19 protein-coding genes are annotated in these 18,578 nt (G+C 67.8%); 4 read left to right on the plus strand and 15 right to left on the minus strand.

Going from position 1 to position 18,578, the window contains the following annotated elements; translation table 11 throughout:
* Positions 1 to 128: 128 nt before the first annotated feature.
* Entirely contained in the window at positions 129 to 821 is a 693-nt protein-coding gene (locus ACFXI3_RS43810; protein WP_378407859.1) for a TetR/AcrR family transcriptional regulator, read from the minus strand.
* A gap of 71 nt (positions 822 to 892) precedes the next feature.
* Here ACFXI3_RS43810 and ACFXI3_RS43815 point away from each other — a divergent pair, with 71 nt between their 5' ends.
* Positions 893 to 1,648, plus strand: coding sequence for an SDR family oxidoreductase (locus tag ACFXI3_RS43815; protein ID WP_378407861.1), 756 nt, complete (start codon positions 893 to 895; stop codon positions 1,646 to 1,648).
* 29 nt (positions 1,649 to 1,677) lie between these two features.
* Positions 1,678 to 2,007, plus strand: coding sequence for a nuclear transport factor 2 family protein (locus ACFXI3_RS43820; protein ID WP_378407863.1), 330 nt, complete (start codon positions 1,678 to 1,680; stop codon positions 2,005 to 2,007).
* A gap of 46 nt (positions 2,008 to 2,053) precedes the next feature.
* On the opposite strand, the gene ACFXI3_RS43825 is transcribed toward ACFXI3_RS43820, so the two are convergent.
* The 12 genes from ACFXI3_RS43825 to ACFXI3_RS43880 all read right to left on the minus strand — a co-directional run bounded on the left by ACFXI3_RS43825 (position 2,054) and on the right by ACFXI3_RS43880 (position 14,634).
* A complete protein-coding gene (locus ACFXI3_RS43825; protein ID WP_344286151.1) occupies positions 2,054 to 2,749 on the minus strand; it encodes an ATP-binding cassette domain-containing protein in 696 nt (231 codons plus the stop codon).
* A complete protein-coding gene (locus tag ACFXI3_RS43830; RefSeq protein ID WP_378407865.1) occupies positions 2,746 to 4,464 on the minus strand; it encodes an ATP-binding cassette domain-containing protein in 1,719 nt (572 codons plus the stop codon). The genes ACFXI3_RS43825 and ACFXI3_RS43830 overlap by 4 nt, the downstream gene beginning before the upstream one ends.
* Positions 4,451 to 5,311 (minus strand): branched-chain amino acid ABC transporter permease, encoded by an 861-nt coding sequence (locus ACFXI3_RS43835; protein WP_116199195.1) that lies wholly within the window; start codon positions 5,309 to 5,311, stop codon positions 4,451 to 4,453. The genes ACFXI3_RS43830 and ACFXI3_RS43835 overlap by 14 nt, the downstream gene beginning before the upstream one ends.
* A 31-nt stretch (positions 5,312 to 5,342) precedes the next feature.
* Positions 5,343 to 6,521 (minus strand): ABC transporter substrate-binding protein, encoded by a 1,179-nt coding sequence (locus tag ACFXI3_RS43840; RefSeq protein WP_378407867.1) that lies wholly within the window; start codon positions 6,519 to 6,521, stop codon positions 5,343 to 5,345.
* A gap of 92 nt (positions 6,522 to 6,613) precedes the next feature.
* Positions 6,614 to 7,000 (minus strand): nuclear transport factor 2 family protein, encoded by a 387-nt coding sequence (locus tag ACFXI3_RS43845; RefSeq protein ID WP_344286154.1) that lies wholly within the window; start codon positions 6,998 to 7,000, stop codon positions 6,614 to 6,616.
* Between the two features lie 11 nt (positions 7,001 to 7,011).
* Positions 7,012 to 7,779, minus strand: coding sequence for a MoaF C-terminal domain-containing protein (locus ACFXI3_RS43850; protein ID WP_378407869.1), 768 nt, complete (start codon positions 7,777 to 7,779; stop codon positions 7,012 to 7,014).
* Between the two features lie 179 nt (positions 7,780 to 7,958).
* Positions 7,959 to 8,903, minus strand: coding sequence for a helix-turn-helix domain-containing protein (locus ACFXI3_RS43855; RefSeq protein ID WP_344286156.1), 945 nt, complete (start codon positions 8,901 to 8,903; stop codon positions 7,959 to 7,961).
* Between the two features lie 103 nt (positions 8,904 to 9,006).
* On the minus strand, positions 9,007 to 10,059 hold the full coding sequence (gene hpaD / locus ACFXI3_RS43860) for a 3,4-dihydroxyphenylacetate 2,3-dioxygenase (RefSeq protein ID WP_344286157.1): 1,053 nt from the start codon (positions 10,057 to 10,059) through the stop codon (positions 9,007 to 9,009).
* Positions 10,056 to 11,564, minus strand: a complete 1,509-nt coding sequence (gene hpaE, locus ACFXI3_RS43865) for a 5-carboxymethyl-2-hydroxymuconate semialdehyde dehydrogenase (protein WP_378407872.1) — start codon at positions 11,562 to 11,564, stop codon at positions 10,056 to 10,058. Before hpaE ends, hpaD begins: the two co-directional genes overlap by 4 nt.
* Positions 11,565 to 11,566: 2 nt before the next feature.
* On the minus strand, positions 11,567 to 12,511 hold the full coding sequence (dapA, locus tag ACFXI3_RS43870) for a 4-hydroxy-tetrahydrodipicolinate synthase (RefSeq protein WP_344286159.1): 945 nt from the start codon (positions 12,509 to 12,511) through the stop codon (positions 11,567 to 11,569).
* Positions 12,512 to 12,526: 15 nt separating this feature from the next.
* Complete coding sequence (locus ACFXI3_RS43875) at positions 12,527 to 13,201, minus strand: GntR family transcriptional regulator (protein WP_378407874.1); 675 nt, start codon at positions 13,199 to 13,201, stop codon at positions 12,527 to 12,529.
* On the minus strand, positions 13,189 to 14,634 hold the full coding sequence (locus ACFXI3_RS43880; RefSeq protein ID WP_378407876.1) for a fumarylacetoacetate hydrolase family protein: 1,446 nt from the start codon (positions 14,632 to 14,634) through the stop codon (positions 13,189 to 13,191). Before ACFXI3_RS43880 ends, ACFXI3_RS43875 begins: the two co-directional genes overlap by 13 nt.
* Before the next feature lie 260 nt (positions 14,635 to 14,894).
* Here ACFXI3_RS43880 and ACFXI3_RS43885 point away from each other — a divergent pair, with 260 nt between their 5' ends.
* Complete coding sequence (locus ACFXI3_RS43885; RefSeq protein ID WP_378407878.1) at positions 14,895 to 15,074, plus strand: hypothetical protein; 180 nt, start codon at positions 14,895 to 14,897, stop codon at positions 15,072 to 15,074.
* 158 nt (positions 15,075 to 15,232) lie between these two features.
* On the opposite strand, the gene ACFXI3_RS43890 is transcribed toward ACFXI3_RS43885, so the two are convergent.
* The gene (locus ACFXI3_RS43890; protein WP_378407880.1) at positions 15,233 to 16,306 is read right to left on the minus strand and encodes a P1 family peptidase; all 1,074 of its coding nucleotides are present in this window, start codon (positions 16,304 to 16,306) and stop codon (positions 15,233 to 15,235) included.
* Positions 16,303 to 16,914, minus strand: coding sequence for a TetR/AcrR family transcriptional regulator (locus ACFXI3_RS43895; RefSeq protein ID WP_378407882.1), 612 nt, complete (start codon positions 16,912 to 16,914; stop codon positions 16,303 to 16,305). The genes ACFXI3_RS43890 and ACFXI3_RS43895 overlap by 4 nt, the downstream gene beginning before the upstream one ends.
* A gap of 163 nt (positions 16,915 to 17,077) precedes the next feature.
* Here ACFXI3_RS43895 and ACFXI3_RS43900 point away from each other — a divergent pair, with 163 nt between their 5' ends.
* Positions 17,078 to 18,472, plus strand: a complete 1,395-nt coding sequence (locus ACFXI3_RS43900) for an APC family permease (protein ID WP_344286164.1) — start codon at positions 17,078 to 17,080, stop codon at positions 18,470 to 18,472.
* Positions 18,473 to 18,578: the final 106 nt, after the last annotated feature.

Genomic DNA, 18,578 nt, shown 5'->3' on the forward strand with positions numbered 1-18,578 from the left:
CCTACCCGTTCCCCTCTTCCCGCCCGGCTCGGTGCACGCTGCGGAGGTCCGTGAGGGGAACCCCGAGGGAATCAGAGTCCCTCAGGGTTCCCCTCACGGACTTCTGCGGAAGCGGGGCGTGAGCGAGGTCAGTCCGACTCGGCCAGGGTCCGGAGCCACTTGGTCAGCAGTTGTGTTTCCTCAGCGCCCAGGATTTCCGGGTTCGCGGCGGCGTGCTCCAGAACGCGGTGGATGTCCGCGTGCTTGCTGTCGGCGGCGCTCGGCGCGGTGCCGGTGATCGCGGCGATCGCGCCTTCCCGGACGGCCGCCGACAGCGGGCGGTCCTCCTCGGCGAGGATGATCTGCCGCAACGTGACCCCGATGTTGGCCACCAGGATGTGCGCGGCCGCCTGGTCCGGCGGGACCGTCAGGCGGCCTTGGTCGGCGGCGGCCTTGGTCAGGGCGCGGAGCATCGCGCTGGGCCGTTCTTGCGCCGCGGGGGCGTGGCCGGGGTGGACCTGGCCGTACATGAGCGTGTAGAAGCCGGGGTTCGCGATCCCGAAGGCGACGTGGGCGTCCCAGCCGTCGCGCAGGTCCTGGATCGGGTCGCCGGACGGTTCGTGGGCGCCTTTCTCCGCGAGGTACAGGTCGAAACCTCGCTCGACGACCGCGTCCAGCAGGCCCTGTTTGCTGCCGAAGAAGTGGTACAGCGTCGGCATTTTCACCCCGGCCTGTGCGCAGATCGCGCGCAGCGAGATGTCCTCGCCCGGCGTCGCGGCGACCTGCTCGGCGGCGGCGTCCAGGAGCCGGGTCCGTGTATCCGCGTTCGCAATCTGTGTCACACCGCTATGGTAGCCGCTGTTGCACTGATACAGTGATGCATATCAGCGATAAAGAGACGGAGGAGTCACCCATGACCGGCCACACTCTCGAAGGCAAGAACGTCCTGGTCGCCGCCGGGGCGAAGAACCTGGGCGGGCTCATCAGCAGGCAGGCCGCGCAGGCCGGCGCGAACGTCGCGATCCACTACAACTCCGCGTCGACCCGTCCGCAGGCGGAGGAGACTCTCGCCGCGGTCGAGGCGGCGGGCGGCAAGGGCGTTCTCCTGACCGGCGACCTCACTGTCCCGGCGAACGTGGCGAAGCTGTTCGCGGATGCCGAGGCCGCGCTCGGGAAGATCGACGTCGCGGTGAACACGGTGGGCAAGGTGCTGCGCAAGCCGATCACCGAGACCACCGAGGACGAGTACGACTCGATGTTCGACATCAACTCGAAGGCGGCGTACTTCTTCATCAAGGAAGCCGGCAAGAACGTCGCCGACGGCGGCAAGGTCATCACGATCGTGACCAGCCTGCTCGCGGCGTTCACCGACGGGTACTCGACCTACGCGGGCGGCAAGAGCCCGGTCGAGCACTTCACCCGCGCCGCGGCCAAGGAATTCGCCCCGCGCGGGATCTCGGTCACCGCGGTCGGGCCCGGCCCGATGGACACGCCGTTCTTCTACGGCCAGGAAACCCCGGAACGGGTGGAATTCCACAAGTCGCAGGCGATGGGCGGGCAGCTGACGAAGATCGAGGACATCGCCCCGATCGTGTCGTTCCTCGCGACGTCCGGCTGGTGGATCACCGGGCAGACTATCTTCGCCAACGGCGGTTACACCACCCGCTGAGTTTCACCCGCGACAGCAAGGGAAACGCAATGTCCGAAGTGGAGATTCCGGAACCGGTGGCGTCGTTCGTCGACGCGGTGAACCGGCACGACGACGCCGCGTTCCTGGACGCGTTCACCGAAAACGGCGTCGTGGACGACTGGGGCCGGTCGTTCAGTGGCCGCACTGAGATCAAAGGCTGGAGCGACGTCGAATTCATCGGCTCCCGCGGCGTCCTGACCCCGGAGGAGGTCACCGTTTCCGGCGACACCGTCACCGTCGTCGGGGATTGGCGCAGCAACCACGCCAACGGGCGGTCGAAGTTCGTCTTCGAGGTCGACGGCGACCGGCTCGCCAAGATGACCATCCGCGAAGGCTGACCGGCCGGGGCGTGGGCGTCCCACCGCGGAACGCCCACGCCCCGGGTCAGTTGGTGCCCAGGTACGCCTGGTGCAGCGTGTCCGGATTGTCCAGCAGGGGCTGCGATTCCCCGGCGTAGGTGACCTTGCCGGAGGAGACGACTAGGGCCTCTTGCGCGACTTTCAGCGCCAGGTGGGTGAATTGTTCCACCAGGAGGATCGCCGCGCCCGCGTTGGCGAACTCGGTGACCGCCGGGAGAAGCCTGGTGAAGACGGCGGGAGCCAAGCCCAGCGACATCTCGTCGATGAGCAGGAACTTGGGCTTCGCCGCGAAGGCTCGGCCCAGCACCACCATTTGCTGCTCGCCGCCGGACAGCAGCGCGGCGGGCGAGTTCTTGCGCTTCTCCAGTTCGGGGAAGAGCGCCAGGACTTCGTCCACTCCGGCGGGGGTTTTGGCGGTCAGGCGCAGGTTTTCCAGCACGGTCAGGCTGGCGAAGACTGCCCGTCCTTGCTCGACGTGTGCCAGTCCGAGCCGCGCTCTGGACACCCGCGAGTGCTTGGTGACGTCGGTGTGTCCAACGTGGATAGTCCCGGACGCCGCGGGAATCACGCCGGACAACGCTTCCAGCAGGCTAGTCTTGCCCGCACCGTTGGGGCCGACCAATGCGGTGATCTTGCCCGGTTCCAGGGTCAGGCCGACGTCGGCGATGACGGGTCCCGCACCGCGCGTGACGGTCAGGTTTTCGATGCGCAGCGTGCTCACAGCATCTCCGTTTCGCCCAGGTATGCCTTCAGGACCGCGGGATCGGCCAGCACTTCCGCCTGCGGGCCGCTGGCCAGCACCTCGCCGAAGTCGAGCACGGTCAGGGTGTCGCAGACGGACCGGACCAGGTCGAGGTCGTGTTCGATGATCAGCACTGAGACGCCGAATCTGGCCGGGACCTGACGCAGGCGTTCGCCGAAGGCCACGTGTTCCTCGTGCGGGAGACCCGCCGCCGGCTCGTCCAGGAGCAGCACCTGGGGCTTCGCCATGAGGTGGCCGACGACCTCGACCAACCGGCGTGCGCCCACGTCGACCCGGTCCAGCGGCGTTCCCGCTGGCGGGCAACCGAAGAACTCCAGCGCGGCAGCGACTTCGGCGGCGGGCGGGCGTCGGCGGGCCACGAAACGGACGTACGCCTCGATGGTCAGCCCCGACGGGACCCGGTCTTGCTGGAAGGTTCGGCGGAGACCGGAGCGGGCTCGTTGTGTCGGGTTGCCAGTGAGCGGGCGGTCGGCCAGTTCCACGCTCCCTTGAGCTTGGGGCAGGAAGCCGCTGATGGCGTCGACCAAAGTGGACTTTCCGGCGCCGTTCGGGCCGATTACGCCTAGTACTCCGCCCTTCGGGACGGCTAAGTCCACTCCGGACAGTGCCTTGACCTGGCCGAAGGTGACACTCAAGCCACGGACCACCAGCACCGGTTCGCCGGGCGGGAGACGTGGAGGTTCTTCGTCCAGCGCGGTGATTTGGACGCCAGCGCTGGCCCTCGACCGGCGACGCCAGAGTTCGCGGATCGCGGTGCCCAGATTGCCGCGTCCAGCCAGAGCCTGGATGCCCAGCAGGCCGAAGATCACGTAACCCCAGTCTTGCGGGACTCCCCATCGCTTCAGCAGCTCCGGTACGGCGACCCACAGGACCGCGCCGAACACTGCCATGTCAATCAGGTGTGCACCGGACATGATGGCCAGCACGTACAACGCCAGCGACTGCAGCGGAGCGAAGCTGGTCGGGAAAGCGAATCCGACCTGCGCGGTGAGCAGACCGCCGCTGATGCCGCCCAGAGTGGCGCTGACCGCGAAGGCGGAGAGCTTGGCCGTGCGGACGCTGGCTCCTGCCGCAGCGGTGCCGCGTTCGGAGAACGCCACCGCGGCCCAGCTGCTGCCCCACGGACCGCGTCGCAGAAAGTGCACGACCAACGCGCAGACGATCAGGACGATGACGCAGAGCAGGAAATACGCGTTGTCGTCGGCGACCAAGGACGGCCGGTCCACCGAAACGCCGTCGGTGGTGCCGGGGAACTGGATTTCCACCAGGGTGACGTCGGCGGCCGCGGCTAAACCGAGCGTCACCACCGCCAGGTTGATGCCGCGCAGACGCAGCGCGGGGAGTCCAATGAGCACACCGACCACGCCTGCCGCGAGACCGCCCAGCAGCAGCCAGAAGAGGAAGCCGCCAGGAGCGTTCGCGACGTTCAGCGCGGAGACGACCCACGCGCCGATCGCGCCGAAAGTCAGCTGGCACAAGGAGATCATGCCGGCGCTGCCGGTCACGACGCCCAAGCCGAGCAGGGCGATGGCGGCTACAACGACGCTTACGCCGAGGTAGGCGAAGTAGCCGTTGAGGCCGACAGTCAGGCCGATTCCGACCAGCACCGCGACCACCGCGACGACCAGTGGGGTTCCGAAGCGGGACACTGCGCCCCGGTCAGCGAGCTGCATCCCACACCTCCTTGCGCTGAGACCACACGAGCAGGCCGACGATGGCCAGGAACGGGACGAAATTCCGCACTACCGAAAGCTGGTCGACCTGCGCGAGCGCGCCCTGCAGCATGCCGAGCACCAGCCCGCCGACGACGGCGAGGTCCAGCCGGCGGAACCCGCCGAGCAGGGCCGCCGCCGCGGCGGGCACCACCAGCATGGCCAGCGAGGTGGCGTCGTTCGACTGGGACGGGGCGACGATCACGATGATGATGGTGCTGATCAGGCCGGTGGCGCCCCAGACGGCGGCGCTGAGCCGTTTCGCGGGGATGCCCAGCAGCTCAGCGGTCGTCGGGCGTTCCGACAACGCGCGCAGTGAGATGCCGACGGGCGTTTTGGTCAAGATCAGCCGTGCGGCGAAGGCGATCACCACCGCCAGCGCGACCGTCACGACGGTCACCTGGCTGATCACCACGCCGCCGACGGTGAAGGCCGGACCGGCCAGCAACGCCTGGAACGGCTGCGGTTTGTTGCCGAACAGGATGAACGACAGCGAAATCAACAGCAGCAGCACCGCGACGGTGACCGCCGAACGGGTGCCGGTGCCTGCTTCGGCCAGCCAGGTCGAGACGACCCAGCCGATCAGCACGCTCAGCAACCCGCCCAGCAGCACGCCGAGCACCACCGCCAGCCACTCCGGCAGTCCGCCGTGGACGGACAAGGCCACCCCGACGTAACTGCCGAACATGCCGGTGGCCGCCTGGGCGAAGTTGACGACGCGGACCAGCCGGGACATCAAGGTCAGGCACACCGCCAGCACCGCGTAAAGCCCGCCGGCGGCCAGCCCGGCCAGCGCTCCCTGCACCATTGCAGTTCTCCTCTTTCCAGAGTGGATCGGGCTAGCGCCGCGGAATCCGCAGCCAGTCGGTACCGGCGATTTCCCACCGGTTCGTGCCCGTCGCGAGCTTGACCGGCCAGCCCGCGATGTTGTCGTGGTGCGTCTGCCCGGGGCCGAACACGTACGGCGTGCCGACCATCGGATCGGTGATCGGTTTCATTTCGCGCAGCGCCTTCGTCACCGATTCCCGCGTGATGTCGCCCTGCATGCCGTTCAGCACCTGCAGGAAGTACTTCGCCGCGAGGTAGCCGCCCTGGCTGAACGAGGTCAGCGGAATGTTGTTGCGCGTCATGAGATCCCGCCACTCCTTGGTGCGCGGGCTCGACGGATCGGTGAACGGATAGAACTCGGCGGGGACATAAACGCCCTTGCCGGCGTCCGAAACCGCCTTCGCGTACTGTTCACTGTAGACACTCGTGAGCAGCAGCCAGGTCACGTCTTTCCAACCCTGTGCCTGCGCGGCTTTCAGCTGGCCGATCGAGTCCGGCTCGACGGGGTTGACCGTCACCGCTTTGCAGCCGGCGGCGCGGGCCTTGACGATGTAGGGCGTGTAGTCGGAACCGTTGTACGGCACGGTCGCGTCGACATACTTCAGTTTTTTGCCGGTGATTTTCGACCATTCGTCGATGGCCGCGCGGTAGTATGGCAACGTGTTCCCGGCGATCTCCAGCAGTGCGCACATGTCCTGCAGGTGCAGCACTTCGGAGCCGTACAGCAGGGTCAGCGTCATGTCGTGGAACGGCCCGACGTTGGCGGGCCCGATGTTCGGGCTGGTGAAGCACGACGGGTCGACGCCGATGCCGGAGATGGAAAGCACCTTCTCCTGCTGGTAGTACTTGGCGTTGATCTGGCATTCGATGAGGCTGGACGAACCGACCAGCGCGACTGCCTGATCGCCGCCGACGATTTCGCGCGCGGCGGCCGCCGCGGCCGCCGGGTCGCCTTTGTCGTCGATGGCGTGGTATTCGATCTTGCGCCCGTGCACGCCGCCCGCCGCGTTCGCCGCGTCGAAGACGGCCTTGGCGGCCTGGGAGGATTCCGGGAAGGTGGCGGGTCCGCTCAGCGCGTTGACCGAGCCGACCACGATCGGTCCGTTCGGATCGGCGGTGCCCGCGCAGCTCGCCGCGACCAGCGTGACGAGCACGGCCGAGGCGAGCGCGGGCAGGAACTTTCTCATCATGGCTCGGCTTTCCGGTCCACAGTGACCAGAGGGGGAGGGGAGAAGGGGGGCGGTGCCGGGGGAAGGACCGGCACCGCCGTTTCGCGAGAGACTCAGTCGGTCGCCGCGGCGACCGGGGCGGAATCGACGATCTGCTCGAAGCTCGCGACCTTGTCGCCGTCGAACTTCCACACGTGCGCGACCCGGGCGGTGAAAGCCTTGCCGGACTTGCGATTCGTGCCGGTGTACGTCCCGAGCCCGACAATCGAGTCACCGGCGTCCAGCAGCGCGGACAACGTGAACTGGTAGCCGTCCCAGTCGCGGGCGATCGCCTCGAAGACGTTGCGCTTCACCTCGTCCGGGCCGGTGTAGGTGCCCGCGTAGGGGAATCCGGCGGCCTCGGTCCAGGTGGTTTCGGGGCCGATCGGGGCGAGCATGCCGTCGAGGTCGCCGCGGTCGCTGGCCTCGTAATGCGCGGTGATCACGTCCAAATTGGACACAGGAGAACTCCTTAGACAGGCTGGACGTCGGGGTAGCTGATCGAGCCGAGCGGGTAGATGTGCCCGCCCGCGCGGGAATGCTCGGACCGGCCGTCGCCGGTGATGCCGAGGAAAACGCCGGTGGTGCGCAGGTCGTAGCCGAGGTCGTGCAGCCACACGCTGGCCACCGCGATGCGGAACTCCCGGAAGCAGAACAGGTACAGGCCGTCGGCGAACTTCCAGACGGTCGACATGTCCACGTCGCCGTGCCCGCGCTGCACGCCCTCGACGCACTGCCAGCAGTAGCGTTCGGAGGAGAGGTAAACGTGCTCGTACAGGTGATTCGGGCTGTAGCGGTAGACATTGCGCTTGCCGATGAGGTCCCGCGACGGCCCGGGCACGTCGCCAGTCGGCTCGCCGCCGTCGGTGGTGCCGGCGTGGAAGGTCTGCGAAACCCGCGGCGTGCCTTCGACGTCCTCGTCGCCGATCACCGACCGCACGGTCATCGCGCGGTGCGTGGTGGTCGAGTAGACGACGGTGAGGGATTCGCCCTCGACGCTCGTCAGCGGCAGGTTCACGAAGAAGACGTCGGGACGCACGGCGACCGCGTCGTAGGGATCCTCGACGCCGTTGAGGGTGAGCCGTTCGCCGTCGAGGAACCGCAGCTCGAGCTTCGCGCCGTCATCGAGCGTGACGGTGAACTCCCGCCCGGTGAGGTCCGCGTTGGGCAGCCGGTAGGTGTCGATCCCGGCGGCGAACTCGTCGTAGGTGCGCCATTCGTCAGGGGAAGGGTCGGACATGCCCATCATGCTCGCCGCGCCCCGGCCGGTGAGCGAACGTTCATGCGCTGGCGGGCAACTGCCGGACGCTCGCGGTCAATACCAGGGGGTTCGGGGCGGAAACGCGGCGGAAACGGGGATGGAGACGACAAGCGGCGCCCCCGGGATTCCGGGAGCGCCGTGTGTGGTTTTGGCGGGCTTCAGCCGCGAGCCCGCAACTCGCTAGGCGACTGCGCGAACGCCGCCCGAAACACCCGCGAGAAATGCGCCGCGTCCACAAACCCCCACCGCGCGGCGATTGCCGCAACCGGACGCGCCGCCAGCAACGGATCCCGCAGATCCCGGCGGCAATGCTCCAACCGCCGCTGCCGGATCCACCCCGCCACCGTCGTCCCCTGCTCCTGGAACAACCCGTGCAGATGCCGCGTCGAGATGTAATGCTCCGCGGCGATCTGCGCCGGACCAAGATCAGACCGAGACAGATTAGCGTCGATATAACTGCGAATCCGCCGCATCAAGTCGTGGTGCGGGTCGGCCGCCGTGCGGTCCAGATCTAGTTCGGTGGCCAGCATCGTGGTCAGCAGGTCGACCGCGTTGTGCGCCAGCCGCACCCCGACCGGGCTCGTCAGCACGTCCAGATTCCCGCCCAGCTGCGCCAGGAACGGCACCACCACGTTCCCGACCCCGGAGCGGCCGGACATCCGCACCGCGGTGAGCTGACCGACCAGATCCCGCGGCAGATCGACCTGCTGTTGCGGGAACATCAGCACGAGCGTCCGGAAATTCTCTTCGAACACGAGCGAGTACGGCCGGTTCGTGTCGTAGAGCGCGACGTCGCCGGGCCGCAGCACTGCCTCGCGGCCGTCCTGGGTGAGGATTCCGGTGCCGGCCAGCATGACGCTCAGCTTGTAGCACGGCCGGTCCGCGCGGGCGATCAGTTCCGGCGTGCGCTCCACCGCGTGCGGCGACGCGGTGATCTCGGTGAGCGCGATCTCGCCCGCCTCGTGCGTGCGGAGCCTGCCGTGGAACCGGTCGCGGTGCTCGGTGCTCACCTGCAGCGGCACGAACGACCGCAGGACAGCGGACCGGAACTCCGTGAAGTCCTGCGCGACCGTGGTCGGCGTCTGCAAGATTGCCGTCATCATGTCACCTCTCCGTCGAAGTGCCGGTACCGCTGCTGATGGTCCGTGAAGGGCTCCTTGAGGGAATCAGATTCCCTCAAGGAGCCCTTCACGGACGGGACGCACCTTAGACCTGTTCGCCCAGTTTGAAACCCCGGGCGGTGTCGTCGGTGCGGGTGTAGGAGAACCCGTCCGCGCCGATGGTCACGTCCATTTCCTTCGTCTCGGTCCGTTCCTCGACGGGCTGGAGCTTCCCGTCGAGGTCGAGCACCCGCGAGGCCTCGGTGTACCAGCTCGGCACCACCGGATTGCCCCACCAGTCACGACGCTGGTTGTCGTGCACGTCCCAGCTGATCACCGGGTTGTCCGGGTCGCCGGTGTAATAGTCGTGGGTGTAGATCTCGATCCGGTGTCCGTCCGGGTCACGCACGTACAAATAGAACGCGTTCGACACGCCGTGCCGGCCGGGGCCGCGCTCGATCTGGTCCGATTTCCGCACCGCGCCGAGGTGGTCGCAGATGTGCAGGATCTGGTGCCGCTCGTGCGTCGCGAACGCGATGTGGTGCAGGCGAGGGCCCGCGCCGCCGGTGAGGGCGACGTCGTGCACGGTCGGTTTGCGGAACATCCACGCCGCGTACACAGTGCCCTCGTCGTCCACGATGTCTTCCGACACCCGGAAACCGAGGCCCTCGTAGTACTTCCGCGCGGCCGGGACGTCCGGCGTGTTCACGTTGAAGTGGTCCAGCCGCGACAGCGCGCCAGGGCCGTGCACGTCGTAGCGCTGGGTGAACCGCTCGACGTGCTCAGCCTCGTAGAAGAACTCGATCGGGAAGCCGAGCGGGTCCACCACGCGCACCGCTTCGCCGATGCCGCGCGTGGTGCCCTTCGGGACGCGGCGGACCTGGACGCCGAGTTCCCGGTAGTACGCCTCGGCGACGTCAAGTTCGGCTTCGCTGCGCACGCGGTACGCGAGCACGGACAGCGCGGGCTCCGCACCCTTGCGGATGATCAGCGAATGGTGCAGGTATTCCTCGAACGCGCGCAGGTAGACCGCTTCGTCGTCTTCGTAGGTCACCACGAGGCCGAGAATGTCCACATAGAACTCTCGCGACGCCTTGAGGTCGCTGACGATGAGTTCCGCGTAGGCGCAGCGGATGACGTCCGGCGGGGTCGTGGTCATGCCTTGTCCTTCCCGGCCCCGAAGCGCGCCGTGTGCACGTCGCCGAGCGTGATGTGCACGGCCTGCTGTTCGGTGTAGAAGTCGATCGAGCGGTAGCCGCCTTCGTGGCCGAGGCCGGATGCCTTGACCCCGCCGAACGGCGTGCGCAGGTCGCGCACGTTGTGCGAGTTGAGCCAGACCATGCCGGCGTCGATGCTCTGCGCGAAGTTGTGCGCCCGCGTCAGGTCTGCGGTCCAGACGTAGGCGGCCAGGCCGTACTTGACGTTGTTGGCCAGCTCGAGGGCTTCCTCGTCGGTGTCGAACGGCGTGATCGCCACGACCGGGCCGAAGATCTCCTCCTGGAAGATCCGCGCGTCCGGCTTCACGTCGGCGAACACCGTTGGGGCGACGTAGTTCCCGGTGTCGAGGCCTTCCGGGCGGCCGCCGCCGGCGAGCAGCTTCCCTTCCGTCTTGCCGATTTCGACGTAGCTCATCACCTTGTCGAAGTGCTCCGGGTGCACCAGCGCGCCGACCTCGGTGGCCGGGTCGTGCGGGTCGCCGACGACGATGTTGCGGGCGCGTTCGGCGTAGCGGGTGCAGAACTCCTCGTAAATCGGGCGCTCGACGAGGATCCGGCTGCCCGCCGTGCAGCGTTCGCCGTTGAGCGAGAAGACGCCGAACAGCGTGGAGTCCAGTGCCGCCTCGAAGTCCGCGTCGGCGAACACGACAGCCGGGGACTTGCCGCCCAGCTCCATCGACATGCCCTTGAGCCCGGGCGCGCAGTTGCGGAAGATCGTTTCGCCGGTGGTGGTTTCGCCGGTGAACGAGATCAGCCGGACGTCCGGGTGCTTGACCAGCGCGTCGCCCGCTTCCTCGCCGAGGCCGTTGACGAGGTTGAACACCCCGTCCGGTACGCCGGCCTCGCGGAAGATGTCCGCCCACAGGCTCGCCGACAGCGGCGTGAACTCGGCGGGCTTGAGCACCACGGTGCAGCCGGCCGCCAGGGCCGGCGCGAGCTTCCAGCTCTCCAGCATGAACGGCGTGTTCCACGGCGTGATCAGCCCGGCGACGCCGACCGGCTTGCGGTTGACGTAGTTGACCTGCTTGCCGGGCACCTTGTAGGTGTCGTCGGCCTGCGCGACGATCAGGTCGGCGAAGAACCGGAAGTTCTCCGCCGCGCGCTGCGCCTGGCCGAGCGCCTGCTTGATCGGCAGGCCGGTGTCGAAGGTTTCCAGCTCGGCCAGCTGCTTGTCGCGGCTCTCCACCAGATCGGCGATCTTGTTGAGGATCCGGGCGCGCTGGCGCGGCAGCATCTTCGGCCACGGGCCGTGGTCGAACGCCTCTTTCGCCGCGGCGACGGCGAGGTCGATGTCCTCGGCCTTGCCCGCCGAAGCCGTCATGTACGGCTTGTTCGTGACCGGGTCGAGCACCTCGAAGGTGTCGCCCGAGACGCTGTCGGCCGGCGCTCCGCCGATGTAGTGGCGGATGTGCTCCGGCAGGTTCTCCGGAACGTAGTGCGCGGTCATGGTCACTTTCCTTCCACGGTGAAGCCGTCGACGGGCGAGAGGTACTGCTCGCCCTGGCGCATCAGTTCGGTGATCCGGGCGATGCCCGGTTCGGTCGGGGTGATCAGCGGCGGCCGCACGAAGCCCGAGCGGATCAGCCCGCGCTGCTCCAGCACCCACTTGCCCGGGGCCGGGTTGGTCTCGACGAACAGCAGGTCGACCAGCGGGTGCAGGCCGTAGTGGATCTCGCGGGCGCGGTCGAAGTCGCCCTCGGTCCACGCGCGGTACATCTCGGCGCTGGCGGCCGGGGCGATGTTGGCGGTGGCGCTCACGAAACCGGTGCCGCCGAGGGAAAGCAGCGGAAGGCACAGCAGCTCGATGCCCGACCAGACGAGCAATTCCTTGCCGCACAGGTGAAGTACGCGGGAGAAGTGCTCGAAGTCCTTGGTGGTCTCCTTGATCCCGACGAAGTTGTCGAAATCGCGGAACAGCCGCGCGACCGTCTCCGGGGCGAGGTCGACCGACGTCCGGCTCGGCACGTTGTAGGCGACGATCGGCAGGTCCGGGAATTCCTTCGCGACCGTGGCGTACCAGCTGTAGAGCGCTTCCTGGGTGGGCCGCGCGTAGTACGGGGTGATGATCAGCGCCGCGTCGATGCCCGCGTCGCGCGCCTCGGAGGTCAGCTCCAGCGTCTCGTCGAGCTTCGCCGAACCGGTGCCGGGCATGAACGGAACCTTGTCGCCCACCGCCTTGGCGACGGTGCGGATCGTCTCCGCGCGCTCGGCCACCGTCATCGCGCCGGGCTCGCCGGTGGACCCGCCGATCGAAACGCCGTGCGAACCGGACGCGATCTGCCAGTTGACCAGGTTGGTCAGGCTCTCGTGGTCGACGGCGCCGTCGGCGGTGAACGGGGTCATCAGCGGCGCGATCGAGCCGGTGATGGCGTTCGGGGTACTGCGGAACCTCATGGGGTGGGGTCCTTCCTAGGGAGCTTCGGCGGGCGGGGCGGCCCGCCGGTCGAGGTAGGCGTCGAGGGTGGCGGTGCGGTGCCGGCGCGCGGCCAGCTCGAGTTCGAGCGGGTCGGCGTTCTGCTCGATCAGCACCAGCAGTTGTTCGTGTTCCTTGACGGATTCGTGCGCGCGGCCCGGGACGAAGCTGAACGTCGAATCGCGCAACGAGGCGAGCCGGTGCCAGCCGCGGTGCACGAGGTCGAGCACGTGCGGGTTCGGGCACGGTTCGAAGAGGACTGAATGGAACTCTTGGTTCAACTCGGTGAACCGGTGTGGCTCGAACTTTTCCAGTGACAGCCGCATCTGTTCGTTGACCGCGCGCGCCCGTTCGATGTCCTCAGTGGACAGTTTCGGTGCGGACAGCGAGGTGGCGAAACCTTCCACCAGGGCAAGGGTTTGCATGGTGTGCTCGTACGCGGTCTCGTCGACCATCACCACCTGCGCGCCGACGTTCCGCTCGAACGTGACCAGCCCTTCGGCCTCGAGCAGCCGAATCGCTTCGCGCACCGGGACGACGCTGACGTCCAGTTCCTTGGCGATTTGCCCCAGCACCAAGCGATAGCCGGGACCGAAGGTCCGGTCGGCGATCCGGTCCTTGATCCAGCGGTACGCGCGCTGGGACTTGCTCTCGCCTGCTACGGGCGCCACTGGGCGTACCTGGCCTTCCAGTGGTCGTTCATCGGGTAGAGGCCGTCGACGTTTTCGCCGTTCGCGACCTGCTCCGCGATGAACGTTTCCTGGCGTTCCTGTTCGATCGCCGCGTCCGCGATTTTTTCCACCAGGTGCGGCGGAATCACCAGGACGCCGTCGGAATCGCCCACGATCACGTCGCCCGGCTGCACTGTTGCGCCGCCGCAGGCGATGGTGATGTCGACGTCCCACGGAACGTGACGACGGCCGAGCACCGCCGGGTGCGGTCCGGAGTGGTAGGTCGGAATGTCCAGCGCGGCCACCGCCGCCAGGTCGCGGACGCCGCCGTCGGTGACGATTCCCGCCGCTCCGCGGACCTGGGCGCGCAGGGCGAGGATGTCGCCGATCGTGCCGGTTCCCTTTTCGCCGCGGGCCTCCATGACCAGGACGTCGCCGGGGTTGAGCGAGTCGATGGCGCGTTTCTGGGCGTTGAAGCCGCCGCCGTGGGATTTGAAGAGGTCCTCGCGGAAGGGGACGTAGCGGAGAGTCCGCGCGCGGCCGATGAGTTTCGTGTCCGGGCGGGTGGAACCGAGGCCGTCGATGGAGACGTGGTTGTAGCCGTTCTTGCGCAGCTGGGCGGAAAGCGTCGCCGTGCCTACGCTGGTGAGCTTGGTCTTGAGTTCCTCGGTGAGCACGAATTCCGCCGGGAGCCCTGCGGATTCCCTGTCGCCGTAAGCCTGTTCGCGCTGGTTGTCGTCGATTTTGGGCTGAGCGCTGAACTCCGGGAGCGGCGTGGTGCCCTCCACGACCGGCGTGACGAGACGTCCGGTGGTCTTCGCGCCGCCGCTGACCTCGACCTCGACGGTGTCGCCCGGCTTCACGACCGACGACCCCGCCGGGGTCCCGGTGAGGATGACGTCGCCGGGTTCGAGAGTGCTCAGCTGGGAAAGATCGGCGACGAGGGTGCCGAAGTCGAAGATGAGGTCCTCGGTGGTGTCGTCCTGGACGAGCTCGCCGTTGACCCAGGTGCGGACGCGCAGCTTCGCGGGATCGACCTCGGCGGCGGGGATGGTGGCCGGGCCGAGGGGAGTGAAGCCGTCGCCGCCCTTGGAGCGGAGGTTGGAACCGCCGTCGGCGTGCCGCAGATCGTATACGCCAAAGTCGTTGGCGGCGGTGATGCTCTCGACGTAGCTCCAGCCTTGGTCGGGGGAGACGCGGCGGGCCTGCTTGCCGATGATGAGCGCGATCTCGCCCTCGAACGCGAGAAGTTCGGTGCCCGCGGGGCGCTCGATGGGGGTGCCGGAGGCGCTGATCGAGGTGGTGGGCTTGACGAAGTACGAGGGCTTCGCCGGGGTCCTCCCGCGCTGCTCGGCGCGGGACGGATAGTTCAGGTGAAGCGCGATGACCTTGCCCGGCCGCTCCGGCGGGGTGGTGCTCGATACGGGACTCATGGGGGTTGACCTGCCCGGATGTTGTCGGGAGAGGAAGATATCTCAAAAGATATACGATCCTGGCGGGTCGGGGCAAGGGGTGCGGGCGCCCGTCGAGTGGAGGAGGCATCCGTGATGCCAGCAGACGACTGGCACTGTTCGCGGTACTTGCGCCTCATGCCCCTCACCGGGCCGACTTGGAAGCGCTGACCCCAGCAGGGCGGGTCTTGTCCGCCACCGAGCAGTACCCGGATTGCGACTCGGTTCCAAGGAGCTGTCGGATGAGCCGCAGCAACACTCTGACTGCCTTCGTCGCAGTGCTCGGTCTCGCGGCGTTCATCGTGCACAAGGCCGGAGATGCCAAGGAGCTTCGAGATCTCGCCGTTCTGGGCCGGGCCTTGCGTCCGTCCTGGCGAATTGCCGGTCGGCGTTCATTGCCGGACCGGCACGGAACCGGTTAACCGCAATTGGGCCTCGTGAGCGCCCATCCCGGTCAGAACCGTGACAGGCGCTCACGAGGCTTTTCTCGGCGGGGGCGGGTCCATGAGACGAAGCCCCGGCTCGCCCAGGCGCGGCGCGTATTCAGCCAAAGCGCCCAGGCGAGCCCGCCGCGCCTGCTTTAGGCCCCCTCCTTCCAGCGGCTCACCGGAAGCGCCGGAACCCGATGCCCCCGGTGCCCGGTCATCTCCTCGTTGGCCACCAGCGCATTCAGCACCGCCTCTTCGACCGCCTGCACCACGGCCTCGAAGAACGGATCGATCGCACCCCACGGGATGAACCGCATGCTCTCGTACGGTTCGTCGTCCGGCCGGGGGAAATGGCTGGTCAAAGCACCCGCGTTCGCCGTGCTGAAGGCCAGGAACAGGTCTCCGGAGAAGTGCGAGCCGGTGGTCCCGGTCCGGGCCAGCCCGAGCGGCACCCGTCGGGCCAAAGCAGTGCACTGACCGGGCAGCAGAGGCGCATCAGTCCCGATCACCACGATCACCGAACCGGCACCAGCCGGAGCGAGCCAGCTTGTGTCGGCCATCGGGTTGTCGTCAAGAAGCTCGGCACCTAGGTGCGATCCGGCCACCGTCAGCTCCGGGCGGCTTCCGAAGTTCGCCTGCACCAGGGCCCCAACGGTGTAGCTGTCCGAACCGTGCGAAACAACCCGCGAAGAAGTCCCAGTGCCGCCCTTGAACCCGTAACACGTCATCCCGGTCCCGCCGCCCACCGAACCCTCGGCGATGGGGCCGGAGGCAGCCGCATCGATGGCGGCGACGGCGTGCTCAGTCTGGATGGTCGGGGCGTTGACGTCGTTGAGGTACCCGTCCCACGTCTCCGCCACCACGGGGAGCAGCCACTCCGCCGCGGCGTCCGGGCGTTCCCGCACCACCCAATCGATCGTGCCTCGATGACACTGTCCGACGGAGTGGGTGCTGGTGATCAAGACCGGCAGAGTCAAGGACCCGGTCTCGGCCAGCCAGGCCCGGCCGGTCATTTCGCCGTTGCCGTTCAAGGAGAAAGTGCCCGCCGAACAAGGCACATCGAACTGGGAACGGCCGCGCGGAAGGATCGCGGTGACCCCGGTCCGCACCGACGAGCCTTCGATCAAGGTGGTGTATCCGACCTCGACGCCGGGGATGTCGGTGATCGCGTTGTGCGGGCCGGGCTTGCCGCCAAGCGTCAAGCCAAGGTCGCGGGCGCGGGTCATGCGGGGGCCTCCAGGGAGCATCGGGTCGAAACGCGGGCATAGGAGAGCACCGCCGCCTCGGCGACGGATCGGTCGAGCGGCGGCACCGCCTGAGTCAGGTGCAGGCCGTACCCGTCTTCGAGGGTGACGAGGTTGCGGGCGATGGTGACCGGGTCGTCGGTCAGGTCGAAAATCCCGGTCGCGGCACCGGCTTCCAGGATGCCGACGTACCCGCGGACCTGACGTTCGTACAGCGCGATGTGCCGCGCGGAGTATGCCGGTTCGCGGCGGGCGATGGTGCCCAGTTCATAGAGCAGCACGCACAGCTCGTCGTTCTTGCCGTTCGGCAGGCCGCTGCCGATCATCGCGCGCATCCGGGCGCGCGGGTCGGCCTCCGCCGCGACCGCGGCTTCACGCGCGACGCAGAAGCGTTCGACGGCCTCCTGCTGCACGTCTTCGAGCAGGTCGCTCAGGGAAGGGTAGTAGTACAACAGGGAACCCGGCGACATGCCGGCGTGGTCCGCGACATCGCGCAGCTTCAGGTTCAGCACGCCGCGTTCGACGACGGTGTGCCGCGCCGCGGCCACCAGTTCCGCCCGCCGCTCGGGGGCCTTGCTCGGTCTTGCCATGCCTTGATTCTTTGAACAAATCTCGAAAAATGCAAGCCCTGAACGGATCGAGACCGCAGAAGTCTTGACGTGGCGGGCGTGAGGGCCTTAGCTGAACGCCCGGCTGGTTATTTGAGTTCCATTCAAACAACGTACCTGAGCAACGACTTGATGGAGGCCAGCGTTGTCCACCCCCGTCTTGCGCCGCGGGTTGCGCACCCTCGGCATGCTGCTGATCACGCTTTCCGCGATCAGCCCGGCGTCCTCGGTGTTCGTCATCGCACCGGGCGTCCTCACCGGCGCCGGATCGGGCGCCTTCTACGCCTTCCTCGCCGCCGCCGTAGTCGGCATCTTCATGGCCTTCGTGTACGCCGAACTGGGCTCGGCCTTCCCGTCCGCGGGCGGCGAGTACACGATCGCCGCGCGCACGCTGGGCAAACTGCCCGGATTCATGGTGCTGGGCATCATGATCGTGACGCAGGTGCTGATCGTCGCGGTGATCGCGCTCGGCGTCGGCCAGTACCTGAGCGTGGTGCTGCCCGGCGTGTCCCCGGCGGTGGTGGCGGCGGTGACGTGCGTGCTCGCCGCGATCGTCGCGGTGTTCGACATCAAGCTGAACGCCTGGGTCACCGGCATTTTCCTCGCGGTGGAGCTGCTGGCGCTCGCCGTGGTCGCGGTGCTCGGGCTGGCCAAGCCGGCCCGTCCGTTCACCGATCTGCTCGCGCATCCGGTCGCCCCGGGCGGCGGTCCGGCGACGATCAGCGCGGTGATGATCGCGACGGCGATCGCGATCTTCGCCTACAACGGCTACGGCTCGGCTGTCTACTTCGGCGAGGAAACCAAGGACGCCGGACGCGGGGTGGCGCGCGCTGTCCTCATGGGACTCGGGGTCACCGTGCTGGCCGAGCTGATCCCGGTCACCGCCGTGCTGATGGGCGCGCCCGATCTCGGCACTTTGTTCAGCTCTCCCAACATGTTGTCGTACTTCGTGCAGGCCCGCGGCGGCAGCACGCTCGACACCGTGCTGAGCCTCGCGGTCGCGCTCGCCATCATCAACGCCGTCCTCGCGATCGTGCTGATCAGTTCCCGGCTGGTGTTCAGCAGCGGCCGGGACCGCGCGTGGCCGAAGGCGATGAACCGCGCGCTCTCGGCGGTGCACCCGAAGTTCGGCACCCCGTGGGTCGCGACGCTGGCGACCGGCTTCATTGCCGCCGCACTGTGCTTTGTGGACCCGCAGATCCTGACAGTCGTGACCAGCACGTCGATCGTCGTCGTGTACGCGGCGCTGTGCCTCGGTGCGATCCTGGGCCGTCGTTCCGGAGCGACGGCCGGGGCGAAGTACCGGATGCCCGGGTTCCCGATCGCGCCGGTGGTGGCCTTGATCGCGCTGGCGTTCGTGCTCTACGTGAACGCGACCGACCCGGTGATCGGACGGCCGAGCCTCATCGTCACCGGCGCGATCGCGTTGCTGGCCTTGGGTTATTACCTCGTGGTGCTGCGTCGCCGGGGCGGCTGGCAGCTGAGCGAGGCGGTGGCGGAAGAGGAGCCCGCGCCCGCGCCGGTACGGGAGACCTCGTAACCCGCTGCTGGACCTCCAGACGCGCAATGCCGAGGTCCGTGAGGGGAACCCTGAGGGACTCAGAGTCCCTCAGGGTTCCCCCGGTCTCTTTTACACATATCCGAGC

Origin of the sequence: Amycolatopsis sp. NPDC059235, from assembly GCF_042754125.1 — a bacterium.
Classification (GTDB): Bacteria; Actinomycetota; Actinomycetes; order Mycobacteriales; family Pseudonocardiaceae; genus Amycolatopsis; species Amycolatopsis albidoflava.